A 12,256-nucleotide genomic window follows, 5' to 3' on the forward strand; every position below is an offset into this window, starting at 1 on the left:
ATCTGAATGTGTTAGGGAGGACGCATGAAACGATCAATTCTCACGGTGTCGCTGATCTGCGCGACAATGAGCGCGTCAGCGGCCGAAGTCGCACCGACAGATGTGAAGTTCACCGATGGCGCGATTGCAGAATCCTTGACGGGTGTTGCAGGCGACCCAATCGCCGGGCGCGAAGTGCTTGGAAATCGCTCGCTTGGCAACTGCGTGGCCTGCCACCAGGTTACCGACCTGAGCGACGTTCCGTTTCACGGTGAGATCGGCCCAATGCTGGATGGCGCGGGTTCTCGGTGGAGCGAGGCCGAACTGCGCGGCATCGTCGCCAATGCCAAGATGATGTTTCCAGAGTCGCTGATGCCCTCTTTCTACCGGACAGATGGGTATACGCGGCCGGGAAATGCGTTCACCGGAGAGGCGGCAGACAGCACTTTTGGTCCTCTGCTGACTGCACAGCAAGTTGAAGACGTGGTCGCCTATCTGGCGACCCTCAAAGAGTGATCGCGCCCCAAGCGTGACCAAGATCAGGAGTTTGACAACATGACACTGACACGACGCAACGTGATGATCATGGGGGCAGGGGCCTTTGTCGCCTTTGGCCTTCCCATGCGCGCCACCGCAGCAGGCGAAGACCGTATCGCCGAATTCACGGGCGGGGCTGCCATGGCCGATAGCGGGATCACATTGACCGCCCCCGAAATCGCCGAGAACGGAAACACGGTGCCGATCGAGGTCGCGGCCCCCGGTGCCGTCGAAATCCTCGTGCTGGCCATGGGCAACCCGACGCCCGGTGTGGCCACCTTCAAATTCGGCGCCTTGGCTGCATCGCAAACCGCCTCGACCCGCATCCGCCTGGCAGGCACGCAGGATGTGGTGGCAATCGCCAAGATGAGCGACGGCTCCTTCGCCAAGGCATCGAGCAACGTCAAGGTTACAATCGGCGGCTGCGGCGGCTGAGGCTTAGGTAGGAGAAACGAGAATGGCACAAGACGTAACACCCCGCGTCAAGGTCCCGAAATCCGCAGCCGCAGGCGAAGCGGTCACGATCAAGACCCTGATCAGCCACCCGATGGAATCCGGTCAGCGCAAGGATAAGGAAGGCAACATCATCCCGCGCTCGATCATCAATCGGTTCACTTGCGAGTTCAACGGTCAGAGCGTCGTCGACGTGACCATGGAGCCCGCAATCTCGACCAACCCTTACATCGAGTTCGCCGCCACCGTGCCCGAAGCCGGTGAATTCAAGTTCACTTGGTACGATGACGATGGCTCGGTCTACGAAGACACCAAGCCGATCGCGCTGAAATAAGGGCCAATCGTCAAGGGAGGGACGAGAATGACAAGAACAGGACGCATTACCGGTCTGATTGGCGCAACGGCGCTCTTGGCGGGGACTGCCTTTGCAGACCCCGTCGACGACACCCTGGTTATCAACGAAGAAATCGAGATGACCACCCGCGCCGCGGCGCCCGCGCATCTCGCGGATACGCTGGACGAGGTGCTGTCCGGCTGGCATTTCCGTAACGATGACACCCGTGCAATGCAGGCCGATGATTTCGACAATCCCGGCATGATCTTTGTCGAGAATGCAATGACCGCATGGGAAACCGTAGAGGGCACCGAAGGCAAGTCCTGCGCAAGCTGCCATGGTGATGCGGCCGAGAGCATGAAGGGCGTCCGTGCCGTCTACCCCAAGTGGAACGAGACCGCTGCCGAAGTGCGCACGCTTGAAATGCAGGTCAACGCCTGCCGGACAGAGCAGATGGGCGCTGAAAAGTGGAAGTATGGCGGTGACGAGATGGTCAACATGACCGCGCTCTTGGCTTCTGTATCGCGCGGCATGCCGATCAACGTCGCGATCGACGGCCCGGCTCAGGCCACTTGGGAAATGGGCAAGGAAATGTATTATACCCGGTATGGTCAGCTCGAGCTGTCCTGCGCCAATTGCCACGAACAGAACTACGGCAACATGATCCGTGCGGATCACCTGAGCCAAGGGCAGATCAACGGTTTCCCGACCTACCGTCTCAAGAACACCAAGCTGAACGGGGCACACAACCGCTTCAAAGGGTGCATTCGCGACACGCGGGCTGAAACCTTTGCCGAAGGTAGCCCCGAGTTCATCGCGCTTGAGCTCTATGTCGCCTCGCGCGGCAACGGCCTTTCAGTCGAAGGTCCGTCGGTCAGAAACTAATCGGGATACCCCGCCAGACTGCGTGTCGGCGGGGTTTTCCATATCCAAAAACATTCAAAAATCCGCATGTGATTGTGCGGGAGTTGGAAAGGTCCATCATGATCTCGCGGCGTGATTTTCTTCAGACGAGCATGGCTGCTTCTGCCATTCTTGGGGCATCTTCCTTTGGCAACTGGGCGAAACTCGCCGCGCAGCAGGCGTTGACCCAGGATCAGCTGATGCGCTTCGATACCTTTGGCAATGTCAGCCTGATCCACGTCACCGACATCCACGCTCAACTCAAACCGATCTATTTCCGCGAGCCGTCGATCAATATCGGCGTGGGCGAAAACAAGGGGGCCGTGCCGCATGTTACCGGCGCGGATTTCCGTAAGCTCTACGGCATCGACGATGGCAGCCCCACGCATTACGCCCTGTCGGCTGGCGATTTCAGCGCGCTTGCGCAAGCTTATGGCAAGGTCGGCGGCCTCGACCGGATGGCGACGGTCATCAACGCCATTCGAGCAGATCGCCCCGATGCAATCCTGCTGGATGGCGGCGATACCTGGCATGGTTCCTACACCTGTTACCACACCGCTGGTCAGGACATGGTCAATGTGATGAACGCATTGAAACCTGACGCGATGACCTTTCACTGGGAATTCACATTAGGGTCCGCCCGTGTGCAGGAGATTGTCGAGAGCCTCCCCTTTGCCGCGCTCGGACAGAACATCTTTGATGCCGAATGGGACGAGCCGGTCGATCTATTCCCGCCCTACAAGTTCTTCGAACGTGGCGGGGTCAAGATCGCCGTTATCGGTCAGGCCTTTCCCTATATGCCCATTGCCAATCCGGGCTGGATGTTCCCGGAATACAGCTTTGGCATCCGTGACGAAAACATGCAGACCATGGTCGACGAGGTGCGTGGGCAGGGGGCCGAGCTCGTCGTCTGCCTCAGCCACAATGGCTTTGACGTAGATAAGAAGATGGCCGGGCGCGTTACCGGCATCGACGTGATCCTGTCGGGGCATACGCATGACGCCCTGCCAGAGCCTGTGCTGGTGGGCGAGACAATCATTGTGGCCTCTGGCTCCAACGGTAAATTCGTGAGCCGCGTTGATCTCGATGTGCGCGATGGGCGGATGATGGGCTTCCGGCACAAGCTGATCCCGATCTTCTCCGACGTGATCGAGCCGGATAAAGAGGTTGCTGCCCTGATTGACGCGCAGCGCGCGCCATATCTCGACCAGTTGACCGAAGTGATCGGCAAGACAGACAGCCTGCTTTATCGTCGTGGCAACTTCAACGGTACATGGGACGATCTGATCTGCGACGCGCTCTTGTCCGAGCGCGAAGCCGACATCGCCATGTCTCCGGGCGTCCGCTGGGGACCAAGCCTGATCCCCGGTCAGGACATCACCCGCGAGGACATCTTCAACGTCACCTCGATGACCTATGGCAAGGCCTATCGCTCTGAAATGACAGGTGAATTCATCAAGGTCATTCTCGAGGACGTGGCCGACAACATCTTCAACCCCGACCCTTATTATCAACAGGGTGGCGATATGGTCCGCATCGGCGGCATGGGCTATCGGATCGACATTAACCAGCCGCAGGGCAGCCGGATCAGCGACATGACCCTGCTCAAGACAGGCGAAGCGATTGATCCCGCGAAATCCTACGTGGTCGCTGGTTGGGCCTCGGTCAATGAAAACACTGAAGGCCCCGAAATCTGGGATGTGGTCGAGAGCCATATCCGCACACTTGGCACGGTCAGTGTCACCCCCAACAACAGCGTCCAGGTAATTGGCGCGTAACGACTTGCTGAAAGGAGGCATTTGAGATGTCAGGGACATTCAAAGGCAAACCCACCTCCCGGCGCGCCTTTTTGCGCGGTGGCGTGGCGGCGGCGGCCGGGGCCGTTGCGGCTGGGGCTACGCACGCAGGAACCCCCGATCCGCTGATCACCGAGGTTCAGCCTTGGGCGAACGGTCTGGGCGACGGGGTGGATGCAACGCCCTATGGTCTGCCAATCGAGTATGAATCGGATGTCGTGCGGCGCAATGTGCCTTGGCTCACCGCGGATCCGATCAGCTCGATCAACTTTACCCCCATTCACGCGCTCGATGGCACCATCACGCCGCAGGGCTGTGCCTTCGAGCGGCACCATTCCGGCGCGATCGACCTCAAGAAAGAGGACTATCGCCTGATGATCAACGGCCTCGTCGATACGCCGCTGGTCTTTACCTACGAAGACCTGGAGCGTTTTCCGCGCGAGAACCATGTTTATTTCTGCGAATGTGCCGCCAACACCGGCATGGAATGGGCCGGCGCACAATTGAACGGCGCGCAGTTCACCCATGGCATGATCCACAACATGGAATACACCGGCGTCCCCCTGCGCACCCTGCTCGAAGAGGCGGGATTGGACGCAGCGGGCGATCTCAAGGATAAATGGGTCTATGTCGAGGGGGCGGATGCGTCTTCCAATGGCCGCTCGATCCCCATGGCCAAGGCGCTTGGCGATTGCCTTGTTGCGTTCAAGGCCAATGGCGAGGCGTTGCGCAAAGAGCATGGATATCCCGTGCGCCTTGTCGTGCCTGGCTGGGAAGGCAACATGTGGGTCAAGTGGTTGCGTCGCATCGAAGTGACCGATGCCGCCGTCGAGAGCCGCGAAGAAACCAGCAAATACACGGACACGCTGGAAGATGGCACAAGCCGTAAATGGACCTGGGTGATGGATGCCAAATCGGTCATCACCTCGCCCAGTCCGCAGTCGCCCATCAAACATGGCACGGGTCCACTCGTGATTACAGGTTTGGCATGGTCCGGTCACGGCGCGATCACCCGCGTCGACGTGTCCAAGGATGGTGGCAAGACATGGGAAACCGCGCGTCTTGCCAAACCGGGAGAGGCCAAAGCGCTCACCCGTTTCTACTTCGATACCACTTGGAATGGCGAAGAGATGTTGCTTCAGAGCCGGGCCATGGACGAGACCGGATATATCCAGCCCACCAAGGCGCAGCTGCGCGAGGTGCGCGGCCTGAACTCGGTCTATCACAACAACTGTATTCAGACATGGTGGGTGCGGCCCAACGGGGAGGCAGAAAATGTCGAAGTTTCTTAAGTTTACGCTGGTCACGGGATTTGCCCTCAGCGCCACGGCAACTGCTATCTGGGCCGGGGAATACGGCCTTGGGCGCCCTGCCCTGCCCGAGGAAATCGCGGCGTGGGATGTGAAGGTGATGCCAGACGGACGCGGCTTGCCCGAGGGGTCTGGCGATGTCTGGACTGGCGACGAGGTTTTTGGCGAACATTGCGCGGTCTGTCATGGCGATTTCGCCGAAGGCATCGGAAACTGGCCGAAACTGGCGGGCGGGGCCGACACGCTCGACCGGGACGATCCGCTTAAGACGGTTGGGTCCTACTGGCCCCATCTTTCGACCGTGTTTGATTACGTCAACCGGTCCATGCCGTTCGGCAATGCGCAGAGCCTGACACCCGATGAGGTCTATGCCATCGTTGCCTATATCCTGTATTCCAACAACCTTGTGGACGACGATTTCGAGCTGAGCCATGAAAACTTCATGGATGTGGAATTGCCCAACGCGGGCGGCTTTATCGTCGATGATCGCGCCGTGACGGAATATGCCATCTGGCATGGCGAGCCCTGCATGGAGAATTGCAAGGACAAGGTCGAGATCACGATGCATGCGACCGTTCTCGACGTGACACCCGATGAAGGGGGCGCTGCAGAAGAGGCAAGCGCGGCCGACCCCGTTCAAGTGGCCGAGGCCGCGCCGGAGCCAGCTGCCGAACCAGAGGTGGTCCCGGAAGCAGAGGTCGCAGCGATTGATCCGGCGCTGATCGCCGCTGGTGAAAAGGTGTTCAAGAAATGCAGCGCCTGCCATCAGGTCGGGGAGGGGGCGACAAATCGAGTCGGGCCAGTCCTCAATGGGGTGATGGGGCGTGCCGCGGGCGCGGTCGAGGGGTTCAAATACTCCGACGCGCTTCAAACCATGGCGACGGACGGTCTGGTCTGGACCGACGAGACGATAACCGCATTTCTCGCCAATCCGCGTGGCTTCATGAAGGGCACCAAGATGAGCTTTGCAGGCCTCAAAAAGGATGAGGACCTCGCAGCAATTTCCGCTTATCTTTCGAGCTTTAGTCAGTAGACTTAGGCCATGATAGCGCGCCGCCTCTTGCCGATTGCCCTGACCGCGATACTGGCGGCGGGCGCTCTGCGCGCCGAATTGGCTGGTGATGCTGAGGCAGGCGCTGTGTTGTATGGACAGTGCAAAGGGTGCCACGAAATCGGGAAGGGGGCCGAAGACCGTATCGGCCCCCATCTCAATGGCCTCTTCGGGCGTCGCGCCGCATCGCATGAGGGTTTTGCCTACTCCGCCTCGATGCAGCGGGCCGGGGTTGACGGGTTGATCTGGGGTTTTGACACGCTCGACGCCTATATCGAGAATCCCCGTGCCCTTGTGTCCAAAACGCGGATGAGCTTTCGGGGCATCAAGGATGCGCAAGACCGTGCGGATCTCATGGCCTATCTGCGTAGCTTTTCCGCTGACCCTGCGAATATCCCTGAGGCTGCGCCGACCGCACGCGGCACGGATCATTCTGTTGACCCTGCCATTCTGGCCATTCAGGGTGATCCCGAATATGGCGAATACCTCTCCAGCGAATGTGTCAGCTGCCATCAGGCCGATGGGTCGAGCGATGGGATTCCGTCCATTACCCGCTGGCCCCAAGAGGATTTTGTGGTTGCCATGCACGCATACAAGAACAAACTGCGCCCCCATCCGGTGATGCAGATGATGGCCGGACGCCTGTCGAACGAGGAGATCGCGGCATTGGCGGCCTATTTCAAGGACCTCGACTGACCTGAGGTCCATTCAGGGAGGACTGAACATGACGTTGAACCGACGCAAGTTTATTGCCGTGGGCGCAGCCACGGCTGCAAGCCTGTCGGCGCCTGCCGTTCTGGCCGATGGCCATGGCAAACCCCGGGTCGTGGTGATCGGCGGCGGATCGGGCGGGGCCACCGCCGCGCGCTATATCGCCAAAGACAGCCAGGGTGCGATTGACGTCACCCTGGTCGAACCGTCGCGCACCTACTTTACCTGCTACTTTTCCAATCTCTACATCGCGGGCTTTACCGATCTCGAGGATATATCACACACCTATGGCACGCTTGCGGCCAAGTACGGGATCAATGTCGTGCACGACTGGGCCGTCGATGTGGACCGCGACGCCAAGACCGTCAGCCTCGCAGGTGGCTCCGTGCTGCCCTATGACAAGCTGATCCTCAGCCCCGGCATTGACTTTGTAGAGGGGGCCGTGCCCGGCTGGTCGGTCGCCGCGCAGAACAAGATGCCCCACGCCTACAAGGCCGGATCGCAGAGCGAACTTCTCAAGGCACAGGTCATGGCCATGCCCGAGGGCGGGCGGTTCGCCATGGTTGCCCCGCCTAACCCGTTTCGTTGTCCGCCGGGGCCCTATGAGCGGATTTCGATGGTCGCACATGTCCTCAAGCAGACCAACCCGACCGCCAAGATCCTGCTGGTCGACCCCAAGGAAAGTTTCTCTAAACAGGCTCTGTTCGAAGAAGGTTGGGAGCGCCATTACAGCGGCATGATCGAGCGGGTCGGTCCGGATTTCGGCGCGACCAATGTGCGCGTCGATCCCGCGGCAATGACCGTGGACATCGACGGATCGGTCGAAAAAGTGGATGTCTGTAACGTGATCCCGGCGCAGAAAGCCGGGCGTATCGCCGACATGGCAGGCGTCACCGATGGCAACTGGGCGCCTGTCAATGCGGCTGACATGTCGTCCAAGGCTGACCCGGATGTGCATGTTCTGGGCGACTCGGCGCAACAGGGTGACATGCCCAAGTCAGGTTTCGCCGCCAATTCGCAGGCCAAGGTCTGCGCCATGGCGGTCCGCGGCGCGCTGACCGGTTCCAAGGTCTTTCCAGCGAAGTTCACCAACACCTGCTGGTCCCTCATCGCCGCAGACGACGGCGTCAAGGTGGGGGCCACCTACGAGGCTACGGCAGAGAAGATCGCCAAGGTTGATGGGTTCATCTCGCAGACCGGCGAGGATGCCGCGACCCGCAAGGCGACATACGAGGAATCCGTGGGCTGGTATGCCGGTATCACGGCCGACATGTTCAACTGAATGCGCGCGAACACCACTCTGAAAGAGGAGATATTTCCATGAAACGGTTACTTTGCGTCGCTGCCCTCAGCCTGTTGGCGACACCCGTAGTGGCGGGGGATCAGGCCACCACCTACCCCTATGACGGCAGCTTTGACGACGCCACCTTTGCTGTTGAAAGCGCGATAGTCGGGCGTGGACTGGTGATTGATCTCCAGAGCCACGTCGGCGAAATGCTGAACCGCACCGGCGCGGATGTGGGCAGCGATGTGAGGATTTTCGACTCGGCGGATATTTTTCTGTTCTGTTCCGCCACCCTCTCGCGCGAAGTCATGGAGGCAGACCCGATGAACATCGCGCATTGCCCCTATGGTATCTTTGTCGCCGATCAGGGGGGCGAGGTGCTGATCGGCTATCGCAACTATCCCGAGGGCGAGATGCAGAAGGTGCAGGCAATGCTGGACGACATCGTTCAAGAGGCATTGCAGTAAGCCATTTCGACCGGGCCGCTGCAACGGCCCGGTTGACGCATGTCAAGGCGCACAAACCCTTGTCTTGATATCTGGTCGCATCTTTTCTGGCGGGGCGGCGCATGCTTGAATCCTTGATAGACAGATTTGGCGACGGGGCGGTTTTGGCCATGGCGGGCGCGCTTGTCGGTGTGCTTTTCGGGGCTGCTGCCCAACATTCCCGGTTTTGCCTCCGTGCCGCCGCGGTCGAGGTGGCCGAGCGCGGTTTGGGTCCGCGTCTCTCGATCTGGCTCATTGCCTTTTCTGCGGGGGTCGTATCTGTCCAGGGTGCGATTGCCCTAGGCCTGCTCGACGTGTCCGAAGCCCGCCCCTTGGCCGCAACAGGCAGCATGTCGGGGGCCATTATCGGCGGGTTGATGTTTGGCGCGGGCATGATCCTTGCGCGCGGCTGTGCCAGTCGCTTGCTCGTGCTCTCGGCCACCGGCAATCTGCGCGCCATCGTGACGGGGCTTGTTCTGACCCTCGTGGCGCAATCGGCTTTGCGTGGGGTGCTTGCACCGGCGCGCGAGGGACTGGCGCGCCTCTGGCTCGTGCCGGGGGGCGACACGCGCAACATACTGACGCTTATTGGGCTGGCGCCGGGCGCGGCGGTACTGCTCGCGGCATTGGTTCTCGCAGCCGGCTTTCTATTGGCATATCGGCGCGGCGTGCGCGCCACCCACGCCATCGCTGCTGCATTGGTGGGCTTTGCGGTGGGTCTCGGCTGGTTGCTGACCTATGCCATTGCCCAAACGTCCTTTGAGATGGTCGAACTCTCGTCCGTCACCTTTACGGGCCCGTCTACCGATACGCTGATGGGACTGGTCAACAGCACCACCCTGCCGCTTGGGTTTGGCGTGGGTCTTGTGCCAGGGGTCTTTACGGGGGCTGCCACAATGGCCCTCTTGACCCGTGAATGGAAGATCGAGCGCTTTGGCCCCGATACCCCGATGGAACGCTACCTGATCGGTGCGGCACTGATGGGTTTTGGCAGCATGCTTGCCGGTGGCTGCGCCGTTGGCGCGGGCATGTCGGGTGGGTCGATTTTCGCCTTGACCGCGTGGGTGGCCGTGACCTGCATGTGGATCGGGGCGATGGCCACGCATCTTGTAATGGCCGGACGCGCGCTGCGCCCGGCCACAACCTAGGTCATTTTTCAGGCCGCAGCCTTCATCAAGCCTTCGTCGCGGATTTGCTTTTCCGCCTGATCGAGCGACATCCAGGCGCGCTCGATCAGAGTGTCGATCTCGGATTTCGAGATGACCAGGGGCGGCGAGATGATCATCCGGTCGCCGACGTGACGCATCACGAGATTGTTGGCAAAACACCGCTCGCGGCAGATATAGCCTGCCGTGCCCGGTTCGGATGCAAACTTGGCCCGGCTCGCCTTGTGCGGGGTCAGCGCCAGCGATCCCATCATCCCGATGATCCGCGTCTCGCCCACCATCGGATGATCGGCCAGCGTGTTCCACTTTTCCTGCAGATAGGGCCCGGTGTCCGTCGCCACACGCTCGATGATCTTTTCCTCTTCGAGAATCCGCAGATTCTCGAGCGCCACGGCACAAGAGACGGGATGCCCGGAATAGGTATAGCCGTGGTTGAACTCGCAGGCGTTGATCACCTTGGCCACCCGGTCCGAAACCAGAGACCCGCCAATCGGCGCGTACCCAGAGCTGAGCCCCTTGGCGATGGTCATGATATCGGGCCGGATGTTATAGGTCTGGCTGCCAAACCAGTTGCCTGTGCGACCAAACCCGCAGATCACCTCGTCTGCGATCAACAGAATACCGTATTTGTCGCAAATCCGCTGAATTTCGGGCCAATAGCTGTCGGGGGGGATGATCACGCCGCCCGCGCCCTGCACCGGCTCGGCGATGAAGGCCGCGACGCGATGCGCGCCCAGTTCCTCGATCTTGGCCTCAAGCTGTCGCGCGCGTTCCAGGCCGAACGTCTCGGGGTCGGTATCGCCGCCCTCGGCATACCAATGCGGTTGGTCGATGTGACAGATGTTGGGGATGGGCAAGCCGCCCTGCGCGTGAATGCCCGACATGCCGCCCAAGCTGCCGCCGCCCATGGTTGACCCGTGATAGGCATTCTTGCGGCTGATGATGATATTGCGCTCTGGTTCGCCCAATTGCGCCCAATAGGTGCGGACCATGCGAATATTCGTGTCATTCGCCTCTGATCCGGAACCGGCGTAGAACACGTGGTTGAACCCCTCTGGCGCCAATTCTGCCAGTTTGGCCGAGAGCGCGATGGCGGGCACGTGGCTGGTCTGGAAGAACGTGTTGTAGAACGGCAGCTCCATCATCTGTCGCGCGGCCACATCGGCGAGTTCCTTGCGCCCATAGCCGATGTTGACACACCAAAGCCCGCCCATGCCGTCGAGGATCTCGTGCCCCTCGCTGTCGGTCAGGGTCACGCCCTTGGCGCGGGTGATGATCCGCGCGCCCTTGGCGCCCAGTTGATCGCCATGGGTAAAGGGGTGCATGTGATGCGCGGCATCCAGCGCCTGCAGCTCTGCGGTCGGCATGTGGTTTGTGATCATCGTCATGGCGGTCCCTTTCCCGAATCGGTTCAGCCACGCATGCGCGGCCCTCACCACAAAAATATGATCAAATTATCCAGTGTCAATCGAATCAGTAGAGAGCGCCGGATCTCTCTAGGGAATGGCGCACTTGCTCCATTCCCTGGATCACGTCTTCGCGAATGGCGCGTGCGGCAGCCTCGGCATCGCGGGCATGCATCGCGGCCAGCATGTCCTTGTGTTTGTCCGGCAGGTTCTGGGTGCCCATGCGTCCACAGACCACGCGCAACGACGGCCCGAACCGGAGCCAGAGCCCATCCGCGACATCAGCCAGGATCGGTGCCTGTGCGATGTCGTAGATGCGCTTGTGAAAGCGGTAGTTCAATTCGAGATAGGCACGCAGATCGCCGCGCAGGATTGCACGATCCAGTTCGTCATCCAAATCCGCCAGCCAATCCAGATCCTCAAGGCTCGCGCGCTCTGTCGCGCGCAACGTCAAATAAGGGTCAAGCCATTGCCGTGCATAGATCAATTCGCTGATATTGTCGGCCGTCAACAGAGGCACTGAAACCCTGCGATTGCCTTGAAACTCCAGTGCCCCCTCAGCGATGAGGCGGCGGATCGCCTCGCGCACGGGCGTCATGCCCGCGACCAGACGTTCCGAGAGACCCTGGATCGTTACGGCCTGTCCGGGTGCCAGATCACCAAACAGAACGAGGTCGCGAAGTTGCCGATAGATCACCTCGTGCGCGGGCAGCCGCGTCAAATCCCCATCGGTCGTGCTCAATTTCTGTGCGGCGGTGGTCATCTGCAAGGCAATCCGATCAGGCGTCTCAATGTCTGGCCTTGCGAGTTTAGCCTGTGCATGAAAACATTACCATATTG

The 12,256-nt window shown here is 60.3% G+C and carries 13 protein-coding genes; 11 read left to right on the plus strand and 2 right to left on the minus strand.

The features are described from left to right. The first annotated feature begins 24 nt into the window (after window positions 1-24). The 11 genes from soxX to MVC20_RS18190 all read left to right on the plus strand — a co-directional run bounded on the left by soxX (window position 25) and on the right by MVC20_RS18190 (window position 9,992). Window positions 25-495, plus strand: coding sequence for a sulfur oxidation c-type cytochrome SoxX (soxX, locus tag MVC20_RS18140; RefSeq protein WP_297543959.1), 471 nt, complete (start codon window positions 25-27; stop codon window positions 493-495). Window positions 496-534: 39 nt separating this feature from the next. Beyond that, window positions 535-951, plus strand: a complete 417-nt coding sequence (soxY, locus tag MVC20_RS18145) for a thiosulfate oxidation carrier protein SoxY (RefSeq protein WP_297543961.1) — start codon at window positions 535-537, stop codon at window positions 949-951. Window positions 952-973: 22 nt separating this feature from the next. Beyond that, complete coding sequence (gene soxZ, locus MVC20_RS18150; protein ID WP_297543963.1) at window positions 974-1,303, plus strand: thiosulfate oxidation carrier complex protein SoxZ; 330 nt, start codon at window positions 974-976, stop codon at window positions 1,301-1,303. Between the two features lie 27 nt (window positions 1,304-1,330). Beyond that, entirely contained in the window at window positions 1,331-2,188 is an 858-nt protein-coding gene (gene soxA / locus MVC20_RS18155) for a sulfur oxidation c-type cytochrome SoxA (protein WP_297543965.1), read from the plus strand. Window positions 2,189-2,286: 98 nt separating this feature from the next. Beyond that, entirely contained in the window at window positions 2,287-3,984 is a 1,698-nt protein-coding gene (gene soxB, locus MVC20_RS18160) for a thiosulfohydrolase SoxB (protein ID WP_297543967.1), read from the plus strand. A 26-nt stretch (window positions 3,985-4,010) separates the two neighbouring features. Next, entirely contained in the window at window positions 4,011-5,294 is a 1,284-nt protein-coding gene (soxC, locus tag MVC20_RS18165) for a sulfite dehydrogenase (protein ID WP_297543968.1), read from the plus strand. Continuing rightward, window positions 5,278-6,345 carry a c-type cytochrome gene (locus tag MVC20_RS18170; RefSeq protein WP_297543970.1) on the plus strand — a complete coding sequence of 356 codons (1,068 nt, stop codon included), beginning with the start codon at window positions 5,278-5,280 and terminating at the stop codon, window positions 6,343-6,345. The genes soxC and MVC20_RS18170 overlap by 17 nt, the downstream gene beginning before the upstream one ends. A 9-nt stretch (window positions 6,346-6,354) precedes the next feature. Beyond that, on the plus strand, window positions 6,355-7,059 hold the full coding sequence (locus MVC20_RS18175) for a c-type cytochrome (protein WP_297543972.1): 705 nt from the start codon (window positions 6,355-6,357) through the stop codon (window positions 7,057-7,059). A 28-nt stretch (window positions 7,060-7,087) separates the two neighbouring features. Continuing rightward, window positions 7,088-8,356, plus strand: a complete 1,269-nt coding sequence (locus tag MVC20_RS18180) for an NAD(P)/FAD-dependent oxidoreductase (protein ID WP_297543982.1) — start codon at window positions 7,088-7,090, stop codon at window positions 8,354-8,356. Between the two features lie 38 nt (window positions 8,357-8,394). Beyond that, complete coding sequence (locus tag MVC20_RS18185) at window positions 8,395-8,826, plus strand: DUF302 domain-containing protein (RefSeq protein ID WP_297543984.1); 432 nt, start codon at window positions 8,395-8,397, stop codon at window positions 8,824-8,826. Window positions 8,827-8,927: 101 nt separating this feature from the next. After that, on the plus strand, window positions 8,928-9,992 hold the full coding sequence (locus MVC20_RS18190; RefSeq protein ID WP_297543986.1) for a YeeE/YedE family protein: 1,065 nt from the start codon (window positions 8,928-8,930) through the stop codon (window positions 9,990-9,992). An 8-nt stretch (window positions 9,993-10,000) separates the two neighbouring features. On the opposite strand, the gene MVC20_RS18195 is transcribed toward MVC20_RS18190, so the two are convergent. Both MVC20_RS18195 and MVC20_RS18200 read right to left on the minus strand, forming a co-directional pair. Next, window positions 10,001-11,398: an aspartate aminotransferase family protein gene (locus MVC20_RS18195; protein ID WP_297543988.1), complete on the minus strand. Its 1,398-nt coding sequence runs from the start codon at window positions 11,396-11,398 to the stop codon at window positions 10,001-10,003. An 85-nt stretch (window positions 11,399-11,483) separates the two neighbouring features. Beyond that, window positions 11,484-12,179 (minus strand): GntR family transcriptional regulator, encoded by a 696-nt coding sequence (locus MVC20_RS18200; RefSeq protein WP_297543990.1) that lies wholly within the window; start codon window positions 12,177-12,179, stop codon window positions 11,484-11,486. Window positions 12,180-12,256: the final 77 nt, after the last annotated feature.

The sequence above is a fragment of the Roseovarius sp. genome (genome assembly GCF_027019125.1).
Classification (GTDB): Bacteria; Pseudomonadota; Alphaproteobacteria; order Rhodobacterales; family Rhodobacteraceae; genus Roseovarius.